This window comes from Rhodococcus sp. IEGM 1305, assembly GCF_030058635.1.
Lineage (GTDB): Bacteria > Actinomycetota > Actinomycetes > Mycobacteriales > Mycobacteriaceae > Rhodococcus_F > Rhodococcus_F opacus_D.
This window is the reverse complement of the sequence record NZ_JASHKX010000005.1, coordinates 96,011-119,986: the sequence shown is the minus strand read 5'-3', so window position 1 is coordinate 119,986 and position 23,976 is coordinate 96,011. Positions and strand designations below refer to the sequence as shown.

General features: G+C 68.4%; 25 protein-coding genes. 17 read left to right on the top strand and 8 right to left on the bottom strand.

Annotated elements, in window-relative coordinates; genetic code table 11:
• The first annotated feature begins 126 nt into the window (after positions 1 to 126).
• Positions 127 to 597: a MarR family winged helix-turn-helix transcriptional regulator gene (locus QM693_RS11755; protein ID WP_280781595.1), complete on the top strand. Its 471-nt coding sequence runs from the start codon at positions 127 to 129 to the stop codon at positions 595 to 597.
• Positions 598 to 607: 10 nt separating this feature from the next.
• Here the strand turns inward: QM693_RS11755 and QM693_RS11750 are convergent, their stop codons facing one another.
• The gene (locus QM693_RS11750; protein WP_283352413.1) at positions 608 to 958 is read right to left on the bottom strand and encodes a hypothetical protein; all 351 of its coding nucleotides are present in this window, start codon (positions 956 to 958) and stop codon (positions 608 to 610) included.
• A gap of 110 nt (positions 959 to 1,068) precedes the next feature.
• Positions 1,069 to 1,851: an Rv1157c family protein gene (locus QM693_RS11745; RefSeq protein WP_198602241.1), complete on the bottom strand. Its 783-nt coding sequence runs from the start codon at positions 1,849 to 1,851 to the stop codon at positions 1,069 to 1,071.
• A gap of 318 nt (positions 1,852 to 2,169) precedes the next feature.
• Between QM693_RS11745 and QM693_RS11740 the strand changes: the two genes are divergently transcribed.
• Positions 2,170 to 3,501, top strand: a complete 1,332-nt coding sequence (locus QM693_RS11740; protein WP_280781597.1) for a mannosyltransferase — start codon at positions 2,170 to 2,172, stop codon at positions 3,499 to 3,501.
• On the opposite strand, the gene QM693_RS11735 is transcribed toward QM693_RS11740, so the two are convergent.
• A complete protein-coding gene (locus QM693_RS11735) occupies positions 3,449 to 3,733 on the bottom strand; it encodes a 4a-hydroxytetrahydrobiopterin dehydratase (RefSeq protein ID WP_005239148.1) in 285 nt (94 codons plus the stop codon). The genes QM693_RS11740 and QM693_RS11735 overlap by 53 nt on opposite strands.
• Positions 3,734 to 3,791: 58 nt before the next feature.
• On the opposite strand from QM693_RS11735, the gene QM693_RS11730 reads away from it, so the two are divergent.
• Entirely contained in the window at positions 3,792 to 4,172 is a 381-nt protein-coding gene (locus QM693_RS11730; protein WP_280781620.1) for a (deoxy)nucleoside triphosphate pyrophosphohydrolase, read from the top strand.
• 2 nt (positions 4,173 to 4,174) lie between these two features.
• Here the strand turns inward: QM693_RS11730 and QM693_RS11725 are convergent, their stop codons facing one another.
• The gene (locus tag QM693_RS11725; RefSeq protein WP_162130660.1) at positions 4,175 to 4,342 is read right to left on the bottom strand and encodes a hypothetical protein; all 168 of its coding nucleotides are present in this window, start codon (positions 4,340 to 4,342) and stop codon (positions 4,175 to 4,177) included.
• A gap of 342 nt (positions 4,343 to 4,684) precedes the next feature.
• Between QM693_RS11725 and typA the strand changes: the two genes are divergently transcribed.
• The 6 genes from typA to QM693_RS11695 all read left to right on the top strand — a co-directional run bounded on the left by typA (position 4,685) and on the right by QM693_RS11695 (position 11,659).
• On the top strand, positions 4,685 to 6,592 hold the full coding sequence (typA, locus tag QM693_RS11720; protein WP_009479182.1) for a translational GTPase TypA: 1,908 nt from the start codon (positions 4,685 to 4,687) through the stop codon (positions 6,590 to 6,592).
• 122 nt (positions 6,593 to 6,714) lie between these two features.
• The gene (locus QM693_RS11715) at positions 6,715 to 8,535 is read left to right on the top strand and encodes an ABC transporter family substrate-binding protein (protein ID WP_283331318.1); all 1,821 of its coding nucleotides are present in this window, start codon (positions 6,715 to 6,717) and stop codon (positions 8,533 to 8,535) included.
• A complete protein-coding gene (gene mshB, locus QM693_RS11710; RefSeq protein ID WP_283331317.1) occupies positions 8,532 to 9,410 on the top strand; it encodes an N-acetyl-1-D-myo-inositol-2-amino-2-deoxy-alpha-D-glucopyranoside deacetylase in 879 nt (292 codons plus the stop codon). Before QM693_RS11715 ends, mshB begins: the two co-directional genes overlap by 4 nt.
• A 99-nt stretch (positions 9,411 to 9,509) precedes the next feature.
• On the top strand, positions 9,510 to 9,668 hold the full coding sequence (locus QM693_RS11705; protein ID WP_005239161.1) for a hypothetical protein: 159 nt from the start codon (positions 9,510 to 9,512) through the stop codon (positions 9,666 to 9,668).
• Between the two features lie 14 nt (positions 9,669 to 9,682).
• Complete coding sequence (locus QM693_RS11700) at positions 9,683 to 10,111, top strand: hypothetical protein (RefSeq protein ID WP_283331316.1); 429 nt, start codon at positions 9,683 to 9,685, stop codon at positions 10,109 to 10,111.
• A gap of 30 nt (positions 10,112 to 10,141) precedes the next feature.
• A complete protein-coding gene (locus tag QM693_RS11695; RefSeq protein WP_280781601.1) occupies positions 10,142 to 11,659 on the top strand; it encodes a catalase in 1,518 nt (505 codons plus the stop codon).
• Here QM693_RS11695 and QM693_RS11690 read toward each other — a convergent pair.
• Complete coding sequence (locus tag QM693_RS11690) at positions 11,656 to 12,030, bottom strand: VOC family protein (RefSeq protein WP_283352412.1); 375 nt, start codon at positions 12,028 to 12,030, stop codon at positions 11,656 to 11,658. The two genes, QM693_RS11695 and QM693_RS11690, sit on opposite strands and share 4 nt — an antisense overlap.
• Positions 12,031 to 12,069: 39 nt before the next feature.
• Here QM693_RS11690 and QM693_RS11685 point away from each other — a divergent pair, with 39 nt between their 5' ends.
• On the top strand, positions 12,070 to 12,903 hold the full coding sequence (locus QM693_RS11685; protein WP_283331315.1) for a uroporphyrinogen-III synthase: 834 nt from the start codon (positions 12,070 to 12,072) through the stop codon (positions 12,901 to 12,903).
• A 66-nt stretch (positions 12,904 to 12,969) separates the two neighbouring features.
• Here the strand turns inward: QM693_RS11685 and QM693_RS11680 are convergent, their stop codons facing one another.
• The 3 genes from QM693_RS11680 to QM693_RS11670 are packed head-to-tail and all read right to left on the bottom strand — an operon-like array spanning position 12,970 to position 15,706.
• Positions 12,970 to 13,683, bottom strand: coding sequence for a uracil-DNA glycosylase (locus QM693_RS11680; RefSeq protein ID WP_283331314.1), 714 nt, complete (start codon positions 13,681 to 13,683; stop codon positions 12,970 to 12,972).
• The gene (locus tag QM693_RS11675; protein WP_283352411.1) at positions 13,668 to 15,209 is read right to left on the bottom strand and encodes a PH domain-containing protein; all 1,542 of its coding nucleotides are present in this window, start codon (positions 15,207 to 15,209) and stop codon (positions 13,668 to 13,670) included. Before QM693_RS11675 ends, QM693_RS11680 begins: the two co-directional genes overlap by 16 nt.
• The gene (locus tag QM693_RS11670) at positions 15,206 to 15,706 is read right to left on the bottom strand and encodes a PH domain-containing protein (RefSeq protein WP_280781606.1); all 501 of its coding nucleotides are present in this window, start codon (positions 15,704 to 15,706) and stop codon (positions 15,206 to 15,208) included. Before QM693_RS11670 ends, QM693_RS11675 begins: the two co-directional genes overlap by 4 nt.
• A gap of 83 nt (positions 15,707 to 15,789) precedes the next feature.
• Here QM693_RS11670 and QM693_RS11665 point away from each other — a divergent pair, with 83 nt between their 5' ends.
• From QM693_RS11665 to QM693_RS11635, 7 genes are all read left to right on the top strand, one after another.
• Complete coding sequence (locus tag QM693_RS11665) at positions 15,790 to 15,975, top strand: Rv3202a family protein (protein WP_005566848.1); 186 nt, start codon at positions 15,790 to 15,792, stop codon at positions 15,973 to 15,975.
• Positions 15,976 to 16,021: 46 nt separating this feature from the next.
• A complete protein-coding gene (locus QM693_RS11660; protein WP_502942632.1) occupies positions 16,022 to 18,649 on the top strand; it encodes a bifunctional FO biosynthesis protein CofGH in 2,628 nt (875 codons plus the stop codon).
• Positions 18,646 to 19,407, top strand: a complete 762-nt coding sequence (locus QM693_RS11655; protein ID WP_283352410.1) for a hypothetical protein — start codon at positions 18,646 to 18,648, stop codon at positions 19,405 to 19,407. The genes QM693_RS11660 and QM693_RS11655 overlap by 4 nt, the downstream gene beginning before the upstream one ends.
• 108 nt (positions 19,408 to 19,515) lie before the next feature.
• Complete coding sequence (fdxA, locus tag QM693_RS11650; RefSeq protein WP_005263360.1) at positions 19,516 to 19,839, top strand: ferredoxin; 324 nt, start codon at positions 19,516 to 19,518, stop codon at positions 19,837 to 19,839.
• A 2-nt stretch (positions 19,840 to 19,841) separates the two neighbouring features.
• Positions 19,842 to 20,942, top strand: a complete 1,101-nt coding sequence (gene dapC / locus QM693_RS11645; RefSeq protein ID WP_280785103.1) for a succinyldiaminopimelate transaminase — start codon at positions 19,842 to 19,844, stop codon at positions 20,940 to 20,942.
• A 45-nt stretch (positions 20,943 to 20,987) separates the two neighbouring features.
• Positions 20,988 to 21,881: a hypothetical protein gene (locus QM693_RS11640; RefSeq protein WP_283352409.1), complete on the top strand. Its 894-nt coding sequence runs from the start codon at positions 20,988 to 20,990 to the stop codon at positions 21,879 to 21,881.
• A gap of 53 nt (positions 21,882 to 21,934) precedes the next feature.
• Complete coding sequence (locus QM693_RS11635; protein WP_283352408.1) at positions 21,935 to 22,348, top strand: PPOX class F420-dependent oxidoreductase; 414 nt, start codon at positions 21,935 to 21,937, stop codon at positions 22,346 to 22,348.
• The last annotated feature ends 1,628 nt before the right edge of the window (positions 22,349 to 23,976 follow it).

The window sequence follows — 23,976 nt, the reverse complement described above, 5'->3', positions numbered from 1 at the left end:
TACACCGTCGCCTCGGTCCTCTACACCGCGCTGTTCGTCAACGGGTCCTGATCGGGATGTGCACGCTACACATCTTGTGTATGGTGCACAATAATGCCTCGGGCAGAATGACGGTAACTACGGGAGGTGTCGGTGTCCGAACGCGACGAGGTGGCGGCTGCTGTCGAGAACGAATTGACATTGCTGTCGCGCTATCACGCCCATGCGCAACGGGCGGGATTCCAACTCGACCGTTCCGCCTACCTCCTCCTCGGACGACTGGAACTGGAACATCCGCTCAGCCTGAAACAGCTCGCCGAGGCCTTCAGGCTCGACATCTCGACGATCAACCGGCAGATCGGCGCCTTGCTGAAGCGCGGCCTCGTCGAACGCGTCCCCGACCCGGACGGGGGAATGGCCCGCAAGGTCGAGGCCACCGCGCTGGGACTCGAACAGCTTCACGCCGACCGGGCGCTGGGCCGAAAAGGCGTCGAGCGCATCATCGCCGAGTGGAGCGACCACGACCGGGGCGAGCTGCGCCGGCTGCTGACGAAGTTCAACGGCGAAATCGAGAAGTACGACGGCAACTCCTGGCCGCGCACCGGGCGGACGTCCTGACCGGACCGAGTCAGGACTGGACGTGCGCGGTCGCGTCCCGGGCGAGGTCCGGTTCCTCGGCGATGACCGTGAGGTGAGGGTGTTCCGGCGGCGAGTGGTGCCACCCCCTCCAGGACATCAGGGACCACCGCGACAGCCCCGACAGCGCAGACCCGAGGCTGGCGAACGAGGCGGTGCTCAGTGCCGAGCCGGCCGACCCGACCGACCCGATCGAGAGCACTGAGCCGACACTCCCGATGGACAGGATGGAGTAGGCGGAGCCGATCGAGAGAATCGACCCCTCCGAACGGATCGACAGTATCGAACGCCGGGCGTGTCGCGATCGCAGTGAGTGGTCGGGTGAGTGATGCGTCGAGGGCATTCCTCGGTCTACCACGGTGGTGCCGTCGGCAAACAGTGAACCGGTGCAGACGTGAGTGAAGGGCCCTTCCGAATTTTCCGGAGGGCCCTTCACTCGTCAGCTGTGAGGAGTTACGCGACCTGGAACATGCCGACGGTGGGGAGGAAGCTGCACGTGATCGGCGCGGCGCCCTCTTTCTGCGTGGTCAGTCCACCCGACACGACCGCGAGGACGCGGCCGGGGCCGGTGTCCGCGATCGCCGACAGGGTTGCCGGTCCGTCGGGGTTGATCTTGGCCTCGTTGGTGAGGTTCTGGGTGGCGCGGCGCTGGTTGTCCAGGTTGATCCACGTCACGGTCAGCGGCTCGGGCTGTTCGGCGGCAACGGAACTGGTTCCGAGGGCGGTGAACACGAAACCGGCCTGACCTGCCTTGGGTCCGGGCGGGGGCAGCTGGGCCGGACCGGGGACCGCGAGTGCGGTGCCCACGGAGTCGGCGCCCTCTCCGATGCAGCCCTTGCCGATCGTCGGGTAGAGGAACTGCGCGATGACGGGTGCGTTCTCCTGCGGGATCTCGGGGCCGCCGCCGCCGCTGCCGTCGAGGAACGTGATGACGCGCTCGAGAGTGGACTTGAGCTCCGGCGGGATGCCGGGGGACTCGAGGAGGATGCGGGCCTGGTCCAGGATCGCGTCCTGAGGTCCTGCGGCGATGTCTTCGGTACCAGCGGCTGCGCCGATGATCGCGGGTGCGAACGATGCGAGCATCTCCACGGGGATGCCTTCGGGCACGGGCGGCGGCGTCGGCTGCGCATTCGCCTGGGCCGGCACTGCCATTGCGGCTGCTGCGGCAACAGCGAGAGCAGTTACTGCTCTGCGCATACCTCGGGTTCGAAGCACAGTCTCCCCATCCTTAGTCATAACAGCGTGGACGACAACTCAATCCACGTCTGACGGCTCGGGGGGTCACTCTATGTACAGCGCCCCCGGGTTGTACAGCTCACGAGTTCGTTCACCGATAGCTGCGGCATCCCGGTGGGAGTGTATGGCATACAGACCCCGACGGTGATCTTCCGGTGACCATAGCTTGTGGCACGTGTGGTTCGTGTGATTGGTGATGCAACTGTTACGCGCGGCTACGGACACCTCGGGGTCCGCGGCGGGCGCCGTCTACGCTGTGCGGGACCGTTTCGGGATCGGCTGAGACATCTACACACCTCACGGGGAGAGCACCACACTGTGTCCGACCATGCAGCGTCCGACGACGGAGCAGCCTCCGACGACCCGTCATCCGAGCGTTCTCCCACGTCGTCCCGGGGAGCGTCCGCCCTGCACGGCCTGTTACGGTGCGCGCCTGTACTTCTCGTGCTGTCGGTGCTCGGGCGAATGGCGTGGACGCTGTTGAGTCCCAACGGGATGAACCTCGTCGACCTGCACGTCTACGTCGACGGTTCCGAGGCGCTCCGCGGTGGCAGTCTCTACGACTTCACCTATTCGGAAGTGACACCGGACTTTCCGCTGCCGTTCACCTACCCGCCGTTCGCCGCGCTGGTCTTCTTTCCCCTGCACTACCTGCCGTTCCCGCTGGTCGGGGTCGGCTGGCAACTGCTCACCATCCTCGCCCTGTACGCGCTGGCGCGCATGAGCCTCGGGCTCGTGCTCGGTGACGCCGCGCGCAGCCCGCACTGGCGGGCGGTCGCGGTGCTGTGGACCACGGTGGGGGTGTGGGTGGAACCGGTGCGCACCACGCTGGACTACGGCCAGATCAACGTGTTCCTCGCGCTGCTCGTGATGACCGCGGTCCGCAGCTCCCGGTGGTGGCTGTCCGGTGCGCTCGTCGGTTTCGCCGCCGGGATCAAGCTGACCCCCGCGATCACCGGCCTCTACTTCCTGATGCAGCGCCGATGGAAGGCCGCGGTCTTCTCGGGTGTCGCGTTCGCCGCGACCGTCGGAGTCAGCTATCTCCTGATCGGCTCGGAGGCGCGGGAGTACTTCACCCACCTGCTCGGCGACGCCGACCGCATCGGGCCGGTCGGCTCGGTGTGGAATCAGTCCCTGCGCGGCGCGTTGTCGCGGCTGCTCGGGTACGACGTCGAGACGGGCGCCCTCTGGCTGCTGGCCGTGGCGGTCACGGTGGTCCTCGCCGTCCTGGCCTGGCGGGCGATCGCCCGGGACGATCGGCTCGGCACCCTCGTCATCGTCGAGCTCCTGGGGCTGCTCGTCTCACCGATCTCGTGGTCACACCACTGGGTGTGGGTCATTCCGATGCTGATCTGGCTGCTGCACGGCCCCTACGGATCGATGCTGGGAACCCGGATCCTCGCCGGATACTGGCTCGTCACCACCCTCATCGGCGTGCCGTGGGTGCTCAGCTTCTTCCAGGACTCGATCTGGCTGATCTCCCGGCCCGCGGTACTCGCGTGGCTGGGCACGGTCGACGTGGTCGGCGCGTTCGGTGTCTACGCCTGGGTGGCCTACGCCGGGCGCCGCCCGAAGCGTGCCGTGGCCGCCGCCCCGGTCAGCCCGCCAGTGAGTCGATCTGCGCAGCAAGATCCAGATCCAGCTGCGTGAGCCCGCCCGCGGAATGCGTCGACAGCGTGTAGGTGACCTTGCGCCACCTGATGTCGATGTCCGGATGGTGGTTCGCGGCCTCCGCCGCCTCCGCGACCTTCCGGACCAGCTCGACGGCTTCGGGGAAACTCGGCGACTCGACGGTGCGGACGAGGGAATCACCCGCCCGCCGCCACCCGGGCAGTTCTGCGAGCGCGGTGTCGATCTCTCCGTCTGACAGCAACTCGGCCATACCCCATGATGGTGCGGTGCCAGTGGAACGTGCAAGGCCTGTCGACCACGCCGGCGAGGTGGTGGCGGCCGCGATCATCGTCGACGGCCGGCTGTTGCTCGCGCAGCGGACGCGGCCACCGGAACTCGCGGGACTGTGGGAGCTGCCCGGCGGCAAGGCGGAGGCGGGGGAGACCGCCGAGGACGCGCTGCGCCGCGAACTGCGGGAAGAACTCGGGATCGAGGTGTCGGGCGGCGACCGGATCGGCGACGACGTGCCGCTGCCCGACGGCCGGGTGCTCCGCGCGTACCGGGTGGAACTGGTGTCGGGAACACCCGTCGCGCTCGACCACGCGGACCTGCGGTGGGTGGACGGACGGGAACTGGGGGAGATCGACCTCGTCGGCAACGACCGCGGGTGGGTGCCGGACCTGCGGCTGCACCTGAACGGGTGGGGCTGACCTCAGGCCGCGCGGGCCTTCTTGAGCCCCTTCTTCAGTTCCTTCTTGGACGCGCCCTCGTTCTCGAGCTTCTTCATGCGCATGATGACCACCGGGCACTTGATGCAGCGCGTCTTGCTGCGGCAGCACTTCTTCTTCGGCTTGAGACCCGAGACCTTGCTGGCCTTCACCTTGCCCATACTCGGCTCGGCCTTCCTACTACGGGGAACACCGGTATCGCCGGCTCCACCCAGGTTAGCGTCCCCTCAGCTTTCGGCCCCGACTCACGCGCGATTCGGGCCGAATTCGACGTGGCGCAGATCACTTTACGCTGGTCGGGCAGGGCTCGGGCAGCCGGCGATGCGCGAAGTAGCCGCTCGGGCGGGTAGTATTCACGTGGCCGCGATGCCTGCACTGGGCGATTTACCATCGCCTCGACGAGGATTCTGAATCGAGATGACAAGGCGGCCGCCAGAAAGCCGTGCGAGGGAACTTTCGCGTGGCCGAATCAACTCAGCCAGGAGAGCCACCGCGTGACCATCACCAGCTTCCGTAACGTTGCCATCGTCGCACACGTCGACCACGGCAAGACCACTCTCGTCGACGCCATGTTGCGTCAGTCGGGGGCATTCGAGGAGCGCGCCGAACTGGTCGATCGCGTCATGGACTCCGGCGACCTCGAACGCGAGAAGGGCATCACCATCCTCGCGAAGAACACCGCCGTCCACAAGCATCACGCCGACGGCAGTGTCACGGTCATCAACGTCATCGACACCCCCGGTCACGCCGACTTCGGTGGCGAGGTCGAGCGCGGCCTGTCCATGGTCGACGGTGTCGTCCTGCTCGTCGACGCATCCGAGGGCCCGCTGCCCCAGACCCGCTTCGTGCTGCGCAAGGCGCTCGCCGCGTCGCTGCCCGTCATCCTCGTGGTCAACAAGACCGACCGTCCCGACGCCCGCATCGAAGAGGTCGTCTCCGAGAGCCACGACCTGCTGCTCGACCTGGCGTCCGACCTCGACGACGAGGCCGCGGAAGCCGCCGAGCTCGCCCTCGACCTTCCCGTTCTGTACGCCTCGGGCCGCGAGGGCAAGGCGTCCAAGGTTCAGCCCGAGAACGGTCACGCACCGGACGCCGAGAACCTCGACGCCCTGTTCGAGGTGCTCCTCAACTACGTGCCCGCACCCAAGGGCAACGTCGACGCGCCGCTGCAGGCCCACGTCACCAACCTCGACGCCTCCGCGTTCCTCGGCCGCCTCGCCCTGGTCCGTATCCACAACGGCGAGCTGACCAAGGGCCAGACCGTCTCCTGGTGTCGCGAGGTGGACGGCGAGCCCGTCGTCACCAAGGCCAAGATCACCGAACTGCTCGCCACCAAGGGCGTCGAGCGTCAGCCCGCCGAGAAGGCCGTCGCCGGTGACATCGTCGCCGTCGCCGGTTTCCCCGACATCATGATCGGCGACACCCTCGCCGACCTGGAGAACCCGGTCCCGCTGCCGCGGATCACCGTCGACCAGCCCGCCATCTCGGTGACCATCGGCACCAACACCTCACCGCTCGTCGGCCGGGTCAGCGGACACAAGCTGACCGCCCGCATGGTGAAGTCGCGTCTCGACCAGGAACTCGTCGGCAACGTCTCGCTCAAGGTCCTCGACATCGGTCGCCCCGACGCCTGGGAGGTTCAGGGCCGTGGTGAGCTCGCGCTCGCCATCCTGGTCGAGCAGATGCGCCGCGAGGGCTTCGAGCTGACCGTCGGCAAGCCGCAGGTGGTCACCCGTCAGGTCGACGGCAAGGTGCACGAGCCCTTCGAAGAGCTCACCATCGACAGTCCCGAGGAGTACCTCGGCGCCATCACCCAGCTCCTCGCCAACCGCAAGGGCAAGATGGTGCAGATGGCCAACCACGGCGCGGGCTGGGTCCGGATGGAGTTCATCGTCCCGTCGCGCGGCCTGATCGGTTTCCGCACCGACTTCCTCACCGAGACCCGCGGCACCGGCATCGCGAACGCCGTGTTCCACGGCTACGCGCCGTGGGCCGGCGAGATCCGCGCCCGCCACACCGGCTCGCTCGTCTCGGACCGCACCGGTTCGGTCACCCCGTTCGCGATGATCCAGCTCGCCGATCGCGGAACGTTCTTCGTCGAACCCGGCGCCGACACCTACGAGGGCATGGTCGTGGGCATCAACCCGCGCCAGGAGGACCTCGACATCAACGTCACCCGCGAGAAGAAGCTGACCAACATGCGTCAGTCCTCCGCCGACGTGATGGAGACCCTCGCCAAGCCCATCAAGCTCGAGCTCGAAGGCGCGATGGAGTTCTGCGCCGGCGACGAGTGCGTGGAGGTCACCCCGGAGGTCGTGCGCGTGCGCAAGGTGCACCTGTCGGCCACCGACCGTGCCCGTGAGCGTTCACGCTCCAAGGCCCGCGACAAGGCTGCTCTGTAGTCGGCACGTCCGACCACGTCATACACAACCGGGCGAATGTACCTTCGGTCGATCGCCGGCCGAAGGTACATTCGCTCGTGGGTTTCCGGAGCCTTCCGGTATCTCTGAGGAAAGGCGGCGCGGTGGTTGCTGGGGGTCGACTCGCGAGAGTTCGAGGAGTACGGGGCCGAAGGCGCGGGAACGGTGCGGCGGTGACCGCGCTCCTGCTGGCAGTGTCGACGGCGATGCTCACGTCGTGCACCGCCGATCCGCCCCCGCCGGTCGAGAGCACCGACAGCCCCAAGCCGACGGTGTCGCCGACCGAGAAGCAGCCCGTCGTCGTCGCCATCGACGACGTGGGCAGCGGATTCAACCCGCACCTCCTGTCGGACCAGTCGCCGGCGAATTCCGCGGTCAGCGCCCTCGTGCTGCCGAGCCCGTTCCGGCCGGTGCCCGATACTGCCCGCCCAGGCGGCAGCACCTGGATTCCCGACTCCTCGCTGGTGATCTCCGCGGACGTCACGTCGCAGGAACCGTTCACCGTCACGTACCAGCTGCGGAACGAGGCGCAGTGGTCCGACGGCGCGCCCATCGCCGCCGAGGACTTCCGCTACCTGTGGCAGCAGATGATCAGTGCCCCCGGCGTGGTCGACCCCGCAGGCTACGAGCTGATCGAGGACGTCAGGTCGTCCGGTGGCGGCAAGACGGTCAGCGTCGTCATGAAGGCCGCCTACCCGGCGTGGCGTGAACTCTTCACCGACCTGCTGCCGTCGCATCTCATCAAGGATTCCCCCGGCGGCTTCGCGACCGGACTGTCCGAGAACATCCCGGTGTCGGGCGGGCACTTCCACATCAAGTCGATCGACCGCGGACGCGACGAGATCCTGCTCGAGCGCAACGACCGGTTCTGGGACAAACCGGCGACGCCCGACCAGATCCTGATGCGCCGCGACGGCACCCCGTCGCAGCTCGCCGACTCGATGCGCAACAACGACACGCATATCGTCCAGATTCACGGGGGCACAGCCACTTCCGCCCAGCTGGCGGCGATCCCGACGGTGCGGACGGGTTCGTCTTTCCAACCGCGCGGACTCGACCTCACGCTGAACGGCCGGGTTCCCGAACTCGCGGACGTCCGGGTGCGGAAGAGTCTTCTGGAGCTGCTGGACACCGACCTGCTCGCCGTCGTCGGGGCCGGCAGTGAGGCGGCGGCGGTCCCGGCGCGCTCGCAGGTCTACGCCCCCTCCGATCCCGGTTACACCGCGACCGCACCCGCACGGCCGGGCCGCGAACAGGTGCTCGCGCAGCTGGCCGAGTACGGATACGTCGCCGAAACTTCCACGGGCACCGTCGTTCCCACAGGCGTGGCGCCGTCGACCCGGCTCGTCCGCGACGGCGTCCCGCTGACGCTCGCCATCGGGACACCCGAGGGTGACGACACCGCCAGTGCAGTCGCCAACACGGCCGCCGACCAGTTGCGCGGCGCCGGTGTCGACGCCACCGTGACGTCGCTGCCCGCTGAGGAGTTGTACGGGGAGTCGCTGAGCAAGGGTGAGATCGGGGCGGTCGTGGGTTGGTCGCGCGCCGGATCCGACCCGGCGACGGCGCTGGCCTCCCGTCACAGTTGCCCGCCCGCAGTGGTCGCGGCAACGCAGCCGAACACCGAAACCGCCGACCCCGAACGTGATTCGGTTGCGGACGCCGAGGCCCCGTCGAATCTGTCGGGAGTCTGCGACCCCACCCTTCAGCCGTCCATCGACGCCGCGCTGCGGGGGGTCGGTGATGTGCCGCAAGCTCTCGCCGACGCCGACCGCAAACTGTGGGATCTGGCCGCGGTGCTACCGATCATGCAGGACCGCACACTCGTCGCGGCGGGACCCGGCGTCGACGGGGTGTCGCTGTCGGGGGCCGTGCCGGTCGGAATATTCAGTGACGCAGCGGACTGGAGCAGGATCAAGGAATGAGTGAGCGGCGACTTCTGCTGGTTCATGCCCATCCCGACGACGAGACCCTCACCACCGGCGGCACCATCGCCCGCTACGCCGCCGAGGGCGCCGACGTTCACGTCCTGACGTGCACGCTCGGCGAGGAAGGCGAGGTGATCGGCGACGAGTGGGCGCAGCTGGTCGCCGACGCCGCCGATCAGCTCGGCGGTTTCCGGATCGGCGAACTGACGTCCGCGCTGTCGTGTCTCGGTGCGGGAAGGCCGCGGTTCCTGTCGGGGGCGGGGCACTTCCGTGATTCCGGCATGGCGGGCACGGCGTCGGCAGCCAACCCGCGCGCCTTCGTCAACGCCGACCGCGACTCCGTGACCGCCGCGATGGTGGCCGTCATCCGGGAACTGCGGCCGCACGTCGTGGTCACCTACGACCCGGACGGCGGGTACGGGCACCCCGACCACATCCAGGTGCACACGGTCACCACCGCGGCCGTCGAGGCGGCGGGTTCGGCGCAGTACCCGGACTGCGGCGAACCGTGGGAGGTCGCAAAGCTGTACTGGACGGTGACCGAGGCGAGCGCGCTCGAGTCGGGAATCTGCCGTATCGGAGACATCCCCGACGGCTGGCGGTTGCCGGAGCCCGGCGAATTGCCGAGCGTCCCGGACGCGGACGTGACGACGGTGATCGACGTGCGGGGCGTGCTCGACGCGAAGAGGGAAGCGTTGTCGGCGCACGCCACCCAGGTGACGGTGGCGCCGAGCGGCACCGAGTACGCGCTCTCCAACGACATCGCACAGCCGATTCTGGCGGAGGAACACTTCGTGCTGGTCCGCGGCGCCGCCGGGGAGCGGGACGCCGACGGCAGGGAACGGGACCTCTTCGGTGGCATCGGTCACTGACCGCAGGTATCTGTGACGAGCCTTACGTATTACACTGTGGCCCACGTCACGCAGCGGCCCCGGTCGAGTCCGTGTGACACCCGTCAGGAGAGGCGATAGATGTACAACTGGGATGTTCAGAACGCCATCGTCGCGTTCGTCGATACGCTCCGGCCGTCGTGGCCGGCCCAGCACGACCTGTACTACAGCGTGCTGTACGGATTCGCCGACATGCAGAGCCATTTGCTGACCCTGCTGGGCTACCCGCCCGTCGCCTGATCCACTATTGACACATGACCGTCGGCACCGCAGCGAAACCCGGGCACCTCGATGTTCTGGGGAGGGTCACCCTCGCGCTGCTGGTGTTCGACGGTTTTCTGTGCGCCGTCCTCTCGGTGCTCTTCCTGCCTACCTACCTCGGCGCCACGCCGTTCCCGATCAGCATCCTCGCCGCCGCGGTCGCCAACCTGGCGCTGGTGATCGCAGCCAAGTCGACGACCGGCCGGGTGGGCACGGGCGTGCTGCCGCTCACGGGGTGGGGGTTCGGTTTCCTGCTCTGCATGTTCGGCGGTCCGGGCGGCGACGTGCTCATGCTCGCGTCCGTCTGGACGCTCCTGCTCCTGATCGGTTCACTGGTCCCGGCGGCGGTCTACCTGTGGAAAGTCAGCGCGAAGGCGGCGTTCGGATCTGTTTCACCGACGGTGGGCGAGGGTACGCGGTAGCGACCAGCAGTCTGCTGAAGGAGCACCGCGATGACAGATCAGAACTTCACGACCGACGACGCCGGCATCCCGGTACCGAGTGACGAGCACTCGCTCACGATCGGGACGGACGGGCCGATCCTGCTCCAGGATCACTATCTGATCGAGAAGATGGCCCAGTTCAACCGCGAACGCGTTGCGGAGCGCCAACCGCACGCCAAGGGAGGCGGGGCGTTCGGACGGTTCGAAGTTACCGAAGATGTCTCCGCCTACACGAAAGCCGATCTATTCCAACCCGGCAAGAAGACGGACCTGCTGATCAGGTTCTCGTCCGTGGCCGGCGAGCGCGGCAGCCCGGACACGTGGCGCGACCCACGTGGATTCGCCGTGAAGTTCTACACCGACCAGGGCAACTACGACATGGTCGGGAACAACACACCTGTTTTCTTCGTGCGCGACCCGATGAAGTTCCAGGACTTCATCCGCTCGCAGAAGCGACGTGCCGACAACAACCTCCGCGACCACGACATGCAGTGGGACTTCTGGACGTTGTCCCCGGAGTCGGCGCACCAGGTCACGTGGCTCATGGGCGACCGCGGCATCCCGCGCACCTGGCGGCACATGAACGGGTACTCCAGCCACACGTACATGTGGGTGAACGCCGCCGGCGACAAGTTCTGGGTGAAGTACCACTTCAAGACCGACCAGGGCATCGAGTTCTTCACGCAGCACGAGGGCGACCAGATGGCGTCCATGGACACCGATTACCACACGCGAGACCTGTGGGAGCACATCGAAGGTGGCGAGTACCCGAGCTGGACCTTGAACATGCAGATCATGCCGTTCGCGGATGCCGACGACTACCGGTTCAACCCGTTCGACCTCACCAAGGTGTGGCCGCACAGCGACTACCCGCTGATCCCCGTCGGCCGGATGACGCTCGACCGCAACCCCACGGACTACCACTGTGAGATCGAACAGGCCGCGTTCGAGCCCAGCAACCTGGTCCCCGGCATCGGCCCGAGCCCGGACAAGATGCTCATCGGCCGGCTGTTCTCCTACCCGGACGCCCACCGCTACCGGATCGGCGCCAACTACAAGGAGCTGCCCGTCAACAGGCCGCACGTGCCCGTCCGCTCGTACTCCAAGGACGGCAACATGCGGCACCACAACCCCGGGGATCCGGTCTACGTGCCGAATTCCAAGGGCGGCCCGCACGCCGACCCGTCGCAGGTGGGGGAGACCGCCACCTGGTACAGCGCCGGCGACATGGTCCGCTCGCCGTACGCGCTCCACAGGGAGGACGACGACTGGGGGCAGGCCGGGACGATGGTCCGTGAAGTGCTCGACGACGCCGCCCGGGACCGCTTGGTGGACAACATCGTCGGGCACCTGCTGAACGGTGTCAGCGAACCGGTTCTGGCGAAGGCGTTCGAGTACTGGCGCAACGTCGACAAGACCCTCGGCGATCGGATCGCCGACGGTGTCGGGAAGAAACAATCGGAGACCGACCCGAAGGCGGGCGAACAGGCCAATGCGGCGCGCAGCAGCGCGCAGGCGAAGGCCTAACGCTCGAACGCCACCGGGTGCCGAGGCTGGTACAGCATCATCTCGCCCGCACCGGGAATCTTCACGGACGTGGTGAGGCCGTACCCGTCGTCGCGGATTCCGCGGGTGAACTCGGCACCCTTGGCCTCGAGTTCCGCGACGGTCGACTCGATGTCGTCGCACATCAGGGAGATCTCGTGGTGCGGCCGCGTCGACCACGGCTCACCGCCCCGATCGTCCGAGGTGGGGTGCACACCCATCTCGGACGGTCCGGTGCGGAAAATCAGCCAACCGCCGCCGGCGTCGACGTGTGACCAGCCGAGCACGTCGAAGAAGTCGCGGGCCGCCTCGGCGTCGTCGGCGTAGACCAATGTGTGCACAGCAGTGATCATGTGGGCAGCTTAGTGCGATTCGTCCGTCACACTGGGAGAATGTCGAACGACGAACTTTCCGGACTGACCATCGCCGTCACCGCCGAACGCCGGGCCGCCGAGTTCATCACGCTCCTCGAACGGCACGGGGCCGCCATCGTCCACACACCGGCCATCCACGTGCTGCCGCTCGTCGATGACACCGATCTGCGGTCCCGGACCGCCGACATCATCGCGTCGCCGCCGGACCTACTCGTCGTCAGCACCGCCGTCGGATTCCGCGGATGGCTGGACGCGGCGCGGGCCTGGCACGAGGAGGACGCACTGCTCGCCGCCCTGCAATCGGCGCGGATCATCACCCGCGGTCCCAAGGCGAAGGGCGCCGTCCGCGGCGTCGGCCTGCGCGAGGAGTGGTCGCCGGAAACCGAATCGTCCGAAGAGGTGCACCAACACCTCGTCGCCGAGGGTGTGCGCGGTCTACGAGTCGCGGTCCAGTTGCACGGCACCATCACCGAATGGGAACCGATGACCGACCTGAGCGTCTCCCTCGCCGGCGCCGGGGCCGAGACGACGGCCGTGTCGGTGTACCGGTGGATCAGACCCGAGAACCAGCAGCCGCTGCTCACACTGCTCGACCAGATCATCCGAGCCGAGGTCGACGCCGTCACCTTCACCAGCGCACCCGCCGTGTCGTCGCTCCTCAGCACCGCGAAGGACACCGACCGCGTCGAGCCCCTCCTGCACGCATTCGCAGGTCCGGTCGCACCCGTCTGCGTCGGCTCGGTGACCGCCTCGCCCCTCACCGCCCTCGGCGTCGACACCATGCAACCCGCCCGCCCCCGGCTCGGCAGCATGGCCAAATACATCATCGAGGAACTCCCGAACCGGCGGTAGCTGGGGTGAACGGCACCTTCGGCGCTTCAGGCAGGTCGGATGTACCGTTCGCCCCCCGAGGTGTGGTCACCCGATCAAGCCGGCGACGCGGGCGGCCTCGGACAGCACCGACTCGAGCATGGCGGGCGTGAGGCGGCCGGTGAAGGTGTTCTGCTGGCTGACGTGGTAGCAGCCGAACAGGTGCAGGGGACGTTCGGCGCCGGGGAGTTCGACGTGCGCGCCGTGCCCGAACTTGGGTCGCGGCCGGGGGACGGCCCAGCCGGCGTCGTCGAGGACGGGGAGCAGCGACTGCCAGCCGAATCCGCCGAGCACGATCACCGACCGCAGGTGGGGTTGCAGGATGCGCAGTTCGGCGTCGAGCCAGTGGCGGCAGTTGTCGCGTTCGTCCGGGGTGGGCTTGTTCGCGGGCGGCGCGCAGTGCACCGGGGACGTGATGCGGACGCCGAACAGTTCGAGGCCGTCGCCGATGTGGGTGGCGGTGGGCTGGCTTGCGAGTCCCACGGCGTGGAGTGCGGCGTAGAGGAAGTCGCCGCTGCGGTCGCCGGTGAACATGCGCCCGGTGCGGTTCGCGCCGTGGGCGGCGGGGGCGAGACCGACGATCAGCAGGGACGCGTCGGGTGGACCGAATCCGGGAACCGGACGTCCCCAATAGGTTTCGTCGCGGAACGACGCGCGCTTCTCGCGTGCGACCTTCTCCCGCCATTCGACGAGGCGGGGGCAGGCTCGGCATTCGATCAGCTGGGCATCGAGACCGGCGATGTCGGTCAGCGCCGCGCCCACACGTCACCTCCGCCGGGTGTCACCGACTCGACGAGCGACCACGCCTGGTCGGCAGGCAGATCGATCACCAGGTATTTCCCGGTGCCTGCGGGTGTGGCGGCGATGATGGTCGCCACACCGGCCCTCCGCTGGAAGAATGTCTGCCGGACGGTCCACCCGATGATCCCGTCGGCTTCGAGGCTGTCCCGGGCGCGGTCGAGGGAGCCGCTGCGGGTGATCAGCCACCCGGGAAGCACCGCATGGCCGAGGCCGCGGTACCGGTCCCACGCCAGCAGCACACCGCCGACGGCGAGCGCGACGATCGCGGCCCACGCTGCCCAGAACACCGGCCGGTCGAGGATCACGAAGACCAGGGCGACGGCGAGCGCGATCTCGGCGGGAATCAGGGCCCGCGTGTAGCGCCGCCGATGGGCGACCGGGCCGTGCTGGGTGAGCGGGACCGCGGCCTGACGGTGGTCGTTGATGACGGTGGCCATCACCCGCTCCGCTTCCGCACGCGGGGCCTGGGGGAGCAGGAGCGACGACTCCCGTCTCTCGGCGCTGACGCCGGTCATGACGGCATCCAGTCGGGCGCCGCCGGCGAGCCGGAGGAGGAGCGGTTCCTTGAGGGTCGTCCCACGCAGGCGGGCGCGGTCCAGGGTGGTCTGGCGGGTCTTCAGCAGGCCGTGGCTGACGTGCAGGGTGCGGCCGTTGTCCGTCAGCGTCATGTTGCCGTACGTCAGGAGGTACCGGATGCACGCCAGGGCGCTGGCGGCGATCAGGAGGACGACGATCCCGACGACGACGGCGATCGCGATCCCGACGCGCTCAGCGGATTCGATGCCTTCGGCCACCGTCGACGAGCGGGCGATCTTCGCGCCGATCCCGTACTGGAACGCGAGACCGACGATCGCCGCGATGGTCACCACGCCCGTCACCGAGAACGGGGCGTAGCGGACCCAGGCCGGTGTCCAGTGGCCGATCTCGGTGACCGCGGGCTCCCGCGCGACCGCGGTCGGCTCGACGTCGGGGGAGGGCTGCCGGGCGAGGAGCGCGGCCCGCAGGTCGGGAACCAGCCCGGTGGAGAGGGCGTTGAGTTCGAACTTCGCCGCGTCGGGTTTGGAACCCACCTGCTGGCCGGTGCCGATGCGCACGATCGACAGCCCGAGCAGGCGATGCAGGACCCCCGCCTCCACGTCGACGGACCGGATGCGGTTGCGTGGTACCGACAGCAGGCGTGTGCGGAACAGGCCCTGCCGCAGTTGCACGTGGACCGGGCCGATGCGGTAGCTCGTCGTGAACCAGCGCGAGATGCCGAACACCACGAACACGACGATGGCGACGAGACTCCACACGTGGTTGCCGCTCTGGGTGCCGATCACCAGCGAAATCAGCAATACGGGCAGCAGTTTGACGATCTCGTTGACGGGGTGGACGAGCAGCATCCGGCGGTCCAGGCGCAACCAGGGCTGTTCCTCCTCGGCGGCGACCGCAGCCTCGCCGTGCGCGATGGGGGGAGCGATTCCCGGTTCCGGTGCCGCACTCATGTGGCGTCACCGACATTGGTGCCCGCGATCTCGGTGAGCCGCGCGACGGTGCGGTCGGCGGTGTCCTGATCGAGGGCGGAGATCTTGACGGCACCGGCGGACGACGCCGTCGTGACGGTGACGGTCGCCAGCCCGAGCATGCGGTCGATGGGTCCGCGTTCGGTGTCGACGGTCTGGATGCGGGAGATGGGCGCGATGCGTCGTTCCTGGGTGAACCAACCGCTGCGGGTGTAGACCGCGGTATCGCTGATCTCCCAGCGGTGCACCCGGTACCGCCAGAGCGGGACGACGGCGACGTGGAGGACCGCGAGCACGACGGTGACCGCGAGGACCGTGACGTGCACCCACACGGGCCACCAGTGGAAGACGAGAGCGACGACTTGCACGACGAACAGCGGAAGCCAGAGCAGGGCGGCGTTGATCGCCCACAGTTGCTTGGCCTTGGGGCTGGGCCGCCACAGCGGGTCCGCCATCGTGACGGTGGTGGGCACACTCATGCCCCTACTTTGGCCGTGCCCCGGCATTCTGTCGAGAACCGACCTATCGTGGGAGAACCCCCCGAAGTCAAAGGAGCGCAGACATGACGTCATTCGATGCGGCCGATTCTCCGGAGGTTCCCGAGGCAGACCGGCTCGAGCAGGAACTCGCCGTGGACGACGACAGTTCCGACGAGGTCGAAGAAGTGTCGTCACTGGAGGTGAACGAGGCGGACGTGGCCGAACAGAGCCGGGCGGTTCCGGTCGACGAGGACTACCCCCGCGAATAGCGATCCGCACGGTTCGCGGGAGTCTGGGTGGCAGTAGCCGTCGTCGATGGCGCATGATCGCTGGGTGACCCATTCAGGTGAAGAATCCGGCCGGCCCACGATGCTTCCCATGCCCGGTGTTCCGGCACCAGCTCCGTCCGGCGCCTCTGCGCAGGAAGTGGCCCCCTCCGCCTCCGCCATGCGGCGGGTGCTGCGACGTGCCCGCGACGGCGCCACTCTGAACGTGGACGAGGCGACGACCCTGCTGCAGGCCCGCGGCGACGACTTGGCCGATCTGTGTTCGTCGGCGGCGAAGGTCCGGGATGCCGGGTTGCTGGCGGCGGGCAGACCCAAGGCTGTCACGTACTCGCGTAAGGTGTTCATTCCGCTGACGCGGTTGTGCCGGGACAAGTGCCACTACTGCACGTTCGTCACCGTGCCCGGCAAGTTGCGGGCCGAGGGGCGCGGCGCGTATCTGGAACCGGACGAGGTGCTGGAGATCGCCCGGCAGGGCGCCGAATTGGGCTGCAAGGAAGCCCTCTTCACCCTCGGTGACCGCCCCGAGGAGCGGTGGCCGGAGGCCAAGCAGTGGCTGGACGAGCGGGGCTACGATTCGACGCTGGACTACCTGCGTGCGATGTCGATCCGGGTGCTCGAGGAGACCGGGCTGCTGCCGCACCTGAACCCGGGTGTGATGAGCTGGGAGGAGATCTCCCGCCTCAAGCCGGTGGCCCCGTCGATGGGCATGATGCTCGAGACGACGTCCACCCGGTTGTTCACCGACAAGGGCGAGTGCCACTACGGCAGCCCCGACAAGGATCCGGCGGTGCGGTTGCGCACGCTCACCGACGCCGGACGGCTGAGTGTGCCGTTCACGACGGGCATTCTGGTGGGTATCGGCGAGACCGTCCGGGAACGGGCGGAGTCGATCATGGCGATCCGCAAGTCGCACAAGGCGTTCGGGCACGTCCAGGAAGTGATCGTCCAGAACTTCCTCGCCAAGCCCGACACCGCGATGCGCGATGCCCCGGACGCGGGTCTCGAGGAGTTCCTCGCGGCCATCGCCGTGTCCCGGCTGCTGCTCGGCCCGGGGATGCGCATCCAGTCGCCGCCCAACCTGGTGTCGAACACCGAATGCCTGGCGTTGCTGGGTGCGGGTGTCGACGACTGGGGTGGTGTGTCTCCGCTGACCCCGGACCACGTGAACCCGGAGCGGCCGTGGCCGAACCTGGACACCCTGGCCGAGATCACCGCGGAGGCCGGGTTCGAGCTCACCGAGCGCACGGCGGCGCAGCCGCAGTTCGTGCTGGCCGGCTCGCCCTGGATCGACCCGCGGATCACCGGGCACGTGCAGGCCCTCGCGGACCCGCACACCGGGCTGGCCAAGCTCGACACGAAGCCGGTCGGGTTGCCGTGGCAGGAGCCGGACGAGTCCTGGGAGTCGACGGGCCGGGTGGATCTGAACACCGAGATCGACACCGACGGCCGCAACACCGAGACGCGCAGCGACCTCGGCAGCGCGTTCGGGGACTGGGAGACCGTCCGCGAGCAGGTGCTGGAGTTGAGCGGCCCGGTGCGGGTGGACACGGACGTCGTCGCGGCGCTGCGCAGCGCCGAACGCGATCCGGCGGGGCTGTCGGATGACGAGTACCTGGCGTTGGCGACGGCGGAGGGTCCGGGGCTCGAGGCGATGGTGGCGTTGGCGGATGCGCTCCGCAAGGACGCCGTCGGCGACGAGGTGACCTATGTGGTGAACCGGAACATCAACTTCACCAACATCTGCTACACCGGCTGCCGCTTCTGCGCGTTCGCGCAGCGCAAGGGCGACGCGGACGCGTTCACCCTGTCCACCGACGAGGTCGCGGACCGTGCCTGGGAGGCCCACGTCGCGGGCGCGACGGAGGTCTGCATGCAGGGTGGCATCGACCCGGAGCTCCCGGTCACCGGGTACGCCGATCTGGTGCGCGCGGTGAAGGCGCGGGTGCCGTCGATGCATGTGCACGCGTTCAGCCCGATGGAGATCGTCAACGGCGCCTCCCGCGGTGGGCAGAGCATCCGGGACTGGCTGACGGAACTGCGCGAGGCGGGTCTGGACACCATTCCGGGCACGGCCGCGGAAATCCTCGACGACGAGGTGCGCTGGGTGCTCACCAAGGGGAAGCTGCCCACCGCCACCTGGATCGAGGTGGTGACCACGGCGCACGAGCTGGGTCTGCGGTCGAGTTCGACGATGATGTACGGGCACGTCGACAACCCGAAGCACTGGGTGGGACATCTGCGGGTGCTGCGCGGAATCCAGGACCGGACAGGCGGATTCACCGAGTTCGTCCCGCTGCCGTTCGTGCATCAGAGTGCGCCGCTGTATCTGGCGGGCGCGTCCCGTCCGGGGCCGACCAACCGGGACAACCGGGCCGTCCACGCCCTGGCCCGGATCATGCTGCACGGGCGGATCCCGAACATCCAGACCAGCTGGGTCAAGCTGGGGGTCACGGGTACCCAGGTGATGTTGCAGGGCGGCGCCAACGACCTCGGCGGCACGTTGATGGAGGAGACCATCTCCCGGATGGCGGGTTCGGAGCACGGATCCGAGAAGACCGTCGAGGAACTGCGGGCCATCGCCGAGGGAATCGGCCGCCCGGCACGCGAACGCACCACCACACACGCCCGACGCGAGGGAAGGACACCGGCGGCATGAGCGAGACGGATCGGCTGGGCGACGACACGGTCGTCGGCATCCTGGATCGCGCTGCCCGGGGCATCAATCCCGTGCTCGATCTGGCCCTCACGGATCCGTTCGGTATCAAGAGCCGGACGTTCACCCCGACAGCGGAGGACCGGGGCGCCGCGGAGGCGCTGCTCGACGGGATCGCCTGGGTTCTCGACGCCGTGCAGTTCCCGGGGACGGCGTCGTGGGAGAAGGCGAGCGACGACGAGCGGGCACGGTGGTGGGTGACGCGGATCGGCGCGCTGAACACGATCGCGGTCGCATTCCCGGGCATGTTCGGGGTGCTTCTCAATCGGCTCCCGATTAAGGACGTGCTCGGGTTCGCGAATCAGGCGGTCGTTCTCGTCGCCGTCGCCCGGGAGCACGGCGTGACGAATCGGTCCGACCAGGTGGACCTGCTGGCGTCCGTGCTCTGCCGGCGTGAGACGGACGCGGTGCTCGCCGACACGACGCGATCCGATTCGGCGGACGGCGCGTCCGTGTGGCGCCCGTTCGGGCTGATCGGCGCGCTGTGGCGCACTGCCCGCACGGTGCGCGCGCTCAGTGACGAACTCGACAAGCGTCCCGGGCCGGGCTCGACCTACTCGCTGCTGGGCAACATCCCGGTGGTCGGTGTGGTGGCCGGGTATCTCGGCGAACGGGGCGCGCTGGTGAGAGCGGCGAAACAGGGCGAGCAGTGGATCGCGTCCCACGCGCCGCTGCCCGCGGCGGTACGCCGGGTCAGGTAACCCTCACCGCAGAGAGGTCCGCCGGGCAGGCGATAATAGTTTCTTCCGCGGGGTACAAGCAGCCCGTACCTCGTGCCTACTCGTGTCAGAAAGGCAGGGAGAGCGGCAGTGCCCTACACGATTGCTGAACCGTGCGTGGATGTGTTGGACAAGGCGTGTATCGAGGAATGCCCTGTCGACTGCATCTACGAGGGCGGGCGGATGCTCTACATCCATCCGGACGAATGCGTGGACTGCGGCGCCTGTGAACCCGTCTGCCCCGTCGAAGCCATCTTCTACGAAGACGACGTCCCGGACCAGTGGAACGGCTACATCGCCGCGAACGTCGACTTCTTCGACGACCTCGGTTCTCCCGGCGGCGCGGCGAAGCTGGGCAAGGTCGACTACGACCCGCCGTTCGTCAAGGCTCTGCCCCCCATGGGCGAGGACTAGGTGTGCCTCGTATCCCGGTAGCCACAGCACTTCCCGACTTTCCGTGGGACTCGCTCGAGTCGGCGAAGGCGAAAGCCTTCGCCCACCCGGGTGGCATCGTCAACCTGTCGGTGGGGACCCCCGTCGATGCGGTCGCCCCGATCATCCAGGACGCGCTGACCTCGGTCGCCGCGGTTCCGGGATATCCGACGACGCACGGCACCGAGGAGCTGCGTAACGCCGCGGTGGAGGCGCTGCGCCGCCGCTACGGAATCACCGGCATCGATCCGGCTGCGGTGCTGCCCGCGATCGGCACGAAGGAGCTCATCGCCTGGCTGCCACGCCTTCTCGGGCTCGGCGCCGACGACCTGGTGGTCATCCCGGAGCTGGCGTACCCGACCTATGAGGTCGGTGCGCTCCTCGCGGGTGCGCGGGTGATCCGGGCCGACGGTCTCAACCGGCTCGGTCCGGAGGGTGCGTCGCTGATCTTCGTGAACTCGCCGTCCAACCCCACCGGCAAGGTGCTCGGTCTCGAGCATCTGCGCAAGGTGGTCGACTGGGCGCGTCGCCGCGGCGCCATCGTGGCGTCCGACGAGTGCTACCTGGGGTTGACCTGGGAAGGTGAAGCCCTCTCGATCCTCGACGAGCGGGTGAACGACGGCGATCTCACCGGGCTCCTCGCGGTGCACTCGTTGTCGAAGACGTCCAACCTCGCGAGTTACCGCGCGGGGTTCGTCACCGGTGACCCGGCGTTGGTGGCCGAACTTCTCGAGGTCCGCAAGCACGCGGGCATGATGGTGCCGTTGCCGATCCAGTCGGCGATGACCGCCGCGCTCAGCGACGACGACCACGAGAACGAGCAGCGTGAGCGGTACCGCCGTCGCCGCGAGATCCTTCTCGCAGCGGTGCGCGGCGCCGGATTCACCGTCGACAACTCCGAAGCCGGGCTGTACCTGTGGGCGACGCGCGGCGAAGCCTGCCGGGACACCGTCGAGTGGTTCGCCGAGCGGGGCATTCTCGTGGCGCCGGGGGAGTTCTACGGTCCCGGCGGCGGCACCCACGTGCGCATCGCGCTCACGGCCAGCGACGAACGAATCGCGGCCGCGGCCGAACGACTGGTCTGACCCGAGTCGGCACGAACGGAGCGGTCACGGTGCAAGTATTGGGCCGTGACCCTCGACGACGTCGCCGACGAACTGTACGGCCTCGACCCCGGTGAGTTCGTCGAGGCGCGCACCGCGCAGGTGACTGCGGCGCGGGAGAACAAGGACCGCGCGCTGGCGACCGAGATCGGGAAGCTGCGGAAGCCGACGGTCGTCGGCTGGCTCGTCAATCTGCTCGCCCGCGAGCTCCCCGACGAGGTCGACGCGCTCCTCACTCTCGGTGAAGCCCTCCGCGACGCGCAGCGACACCTGTCCGGCCCGGACCTTCGGCGGCTGAACACGCAGCGGCAGCAGGTGGTGCGGGCGTTGGCGCGCAAGGCCGGTGAACTCGCCGCCGAGCGAGGCCGGACGGTCGGGGAGGACGCCCTGCGGGATGTCGGTCAGACGCTGCACGCGGCACTCGCCGACGCCGAGACCGCCGAACAGGTGCGGCGTGGCCGGGTCGTGACGGCGGCGAGCTACAGCGGTTTCGGTCCGGCCGGACTCTCCGTCGTCCAGGGAAAGACCGCGAAGAAGACCTCGACGTCCGAACCCGCCACCGCGCCCCCGGCCGACAAGCCGGGGAAGAAGTCGAAGAAGAAGCCGGTGGAGCGGGACCGCGACGCCGAACGCGCGGCGGCCGAGGCCGAACTGGCGGAAGTCACGTCCCGGGCCGAGGAGGTCCGCGGTGAACTGACCGACGCGAGAACGGAACTGGAAAAGGCGCGGTCGACGCTGACGGAGATCGACCACCGGATCGAGGAACTGCGCGCCGAACTCGAACACGCCGAGCAGGAGCGGCAGTTCACGCGGAACGCGGAGAAGGCTTCGGCGGAGGCGGTGCACCGGGGGGAACGAGACCTCGACGCGGCGGAGCGGCGCGTCGAGGAAGCGCGGCGCGCAGTCGACGATCTCGGCTGAGGAACGTCCCGGATCCTTGACCTCGAGCCCCGTTCAGGTTCTAGCGTGAATTCATGTCCTTCACTGCGCAGGAACTCGAGTATCTGGCGTCACAACGCCTGGGCCGGCTCGCGACGGTCCAGCCGAATGGAACCTTGCAGGTCAGTCCCGTCGGCTTTCACTACAACGCCGGCACGTCCACGATCGACATCCAGGGCTACAACATGGCGGCGAGCCGCAAGTTCCGCAACGTCGCCGACAACGGGAAGGTGGCGTTCGTCGTGGACGACGTGCCGTCGGTCGATCCGTGGCGGGTGCGCTGCGTCGAAATCCGCGGACGCGCCGAGGCCCTCGACGCCGATGCCGCCCAGGCGAACGATCTCGGCGGACCGACCATTCGCATCCACCCCGAACGGATCATCAGCTTCGGGCTCGGCGCCACCGATCAGGACGTCCATCAACTCGTGTCGAACGCCCGCGACGTGTAAGGCGCAAACTAGGCGGAGTTGCATCCGATGACGCATTCGACGCTTTCGAAGTAAGACGCAGTCACAGCGTAGTCCGAGGCCCGACTCCCAGGAACGCCGTCACGCGGCGCCCATTCCACCAGCATTGTGGGTTTTGTCTTACATGCCGCAATGATGCATTCGATGCATCGTGGCCGACACGGCGGATCGCCCCGGTGTCGCCCACTTGGTCCCGGAGACGGCGGTATTCGGTGCGATGTTGGACGGGTGGGCGGCGCAGCAGTGCGCCCGTTTCCTCCAGCCCGCGACGATCGAGCAGCGGCGCGCCTTGTTGCGACGGCTTGCCGAGTTCACCAACGACTATCCGTGGAACTGGCAGTGCCCAGATCTCGAGGAGTTCATCGCCAGCTGTCGTCCTGACCACACCGCAGGCGTGGGCGGTGCTCGACCATCTGCGCGCGCATCCAGACGGTCTAACCTCCGGTAGCTCGGACGGGCCAGCCGGGCTGGAGCGGCTCCTCGCCGCACTCGCCGAACGGTATCCCCAGGTTCATCGGATGCGGTGTGCCGACTGCGGCGCCGTGCGGGCATTGCCGTACCGACGCGACGAGGCGAAGATCTGCGGACGCTGCTACGGCCGTACTCACCTGATCGTGTGCGCGCGATGCGGCCGGCAAGGACACCCCGCGGTCCGCGACCCCGGCGGCGGCACCGTCTGCATCCGTTGCACCAGAACGGATCCGGCGCGACACGAATCGTGTGCCCGATGCGGCAAGACCACTCCTGTCGCCTACCGGATCGACGGCGCACCGTTCTGTCAGAGCTGCGGCCCGCGCAAGCGGCACACCTGCAGCGGCTGTGGCCGCACCAATCAGATCGCTCACGCGATCACTGACGACGGGCCACTCTGTCCGCGCTGTCACCGCCGGGCTCGGGTACGCGACTGCGGGCGCTGCGGCCGCACCACCAACAACATTCGTGTCGACGACCGCCGCCGGCACCTGGATCTGCGACCGCTGCTGGACACCACCGACCGAAACATGCTGCAGCTGCGGGAAGGAGAAGCCCTGCGCGCGCCACACCACGGAGGGGCAACCAATCTGCGCCACCTGCCGCGCGCGGCAACGCCCCACCCACCCCTGCTCACAGTGCGGAAAGGCCCGGGCGATTCAGACCACCCTGCCGCTCGGCCGAATCGGCGGTGCCTGCTACCGGCACCTGCGGCGTACCCCCTCGCCGTGTGCCCGTTGCGGAAAGCGGCGCCCACTCCTCGGCGTCCTCGCCGAGTGTGGGCGGGTGTGCGGTCCCCGCTCAGGTGCCAACCGCAACTGGTACGCAGCGAGCCTCCCCGGTCCATCCCGCCGCGGCACGGTTCCCGCCCACCTGTTCGCCTATCAGCGCGAGTACGGGGTCATTCCTCGGCTGGGGTGGTCCGGTGCCGATGACGCGGTGCTGTGTCACCAGTGCAACTTCGCCGGCTGCACCAACCCCACACACATGCGGTTCGGGACCAACGCCGTCAACCGTACCGAATAGCGCCTGCGGCGCCGCAACCTCGCCAGCCCACTGTCGGACGTCCGCGGCCCCGCCGGACGCGCCCCGCCATCGCCACCACGATTCGCACGGGCCTCGCCCGCGGCGAAGCCCCT

Excerpts from the sequence above, each read along its gene's own strand:
- QM693_RS11750 (WP_283352413.1), bottom strand. The coding sequence starts at position 958 with ATGCCCTCGACGCATCACTCACCCGACCACTCACTGCGATCGCGACAC.
- QM693_RS11745 (WP_198602241.1), bottom strand. The coding sequence starts at position 1,851 with ATGACTAAGGATGGGGAGACTGTGCTTCGAACCCGAGGTATGCGCAGA.
- QM693_RS11735 (WP_005239148.1), bottom strand. The coding sequence starts at position 3,733 with ATGGCCGAGTTGCTGTCAGACGGAGAGATCGACACCGCGCTCGCAGAA.
- mshB (WP_283331317.1), top strand. The coding sequence starts at position 8,532 with ATGAGTGAGCGGCGACTTCTGCTGGTTCATGCCCATCCCGACGACGAG.
- QM693_RS11705 (WP_005239161.1), top strand. The coding sequence starts at position 9,510 with ATGTACAACTGGGATGTTCAGAACGCCATCGTCGCGTTCGTCGATACG.
- QM693_RS11700 (WP_283331316.1), top strand. The coding sequence starts at position 9,683 with ATGACCGTCGGCACCGCAGCGAAACCCGGGCACCTCGATGTTCTGGGG.
- QM693_RS11695 (WP_280781601.1), top strand. The coding sequence starts at position 10,142 with ATGACAGATCAGAACTTCACGACCGACGACGCCGGCATCCCGGTACCG.
- QM693_RS11690 (WP_283352412.1), bottom strand. The coding sequence starts at position 12,030 with ATGATCACTGCTGTGCACACATTGGTCTACGCCGACGACGCCGAGGCG.
- QM693_RS11685 (WP_283331315.1), top strand. The coding sequence starts at position 12,070 with ATGTCGAACGACGAACTTTCCGGACTGACCATCGCCGTCACCGCCGAA.
- QM693_RS11675 (WP_283352411.1), bottom strand. The coding sequence starts at position 15,209 with ATGAGTGCGGCACCGGAACCGGGAATCGCTCCCCCCATCGCGCACGGC.
- QM693_RS11670 (WP_280781606.1), bottom strand. The coding sequence starts at position 15,706 with ATGAGTGTGCCCACCACCGTCACGATGGCGGACCCGCTGTGGCGGCCC.
- QM693_RS11665 (WP_005566848.1), top strand. The coding sequence starts at position 15,790 with ATGACGTCATTCGATGCGGCCGATTCTCCGGAGGTTCCCGAGGCAGAC.
- QM693_RS11660 (WP_502942632.1), top strand. The coding sequence starts at position 16,022 with ATGGCGCATGATCGCTGGGTGACCCATTCAGGTGAAGAATCCGGCCGG.
- QM693_RS11655 (WP_283352410.1), top strand. The coding sequence starts at position 18,646 with ATGAGCGAGACGGATCGGCTGGGCGACGACACGGTCGTCGGCATCCTG.
- QM693_RS11635 (WP_283352408.1), top strand. The coding sequence starts at position 21,935 with ATGTCCTTCACTGCGCAGGAACTCGAGTATCTGGCGTCACAACGCCTG.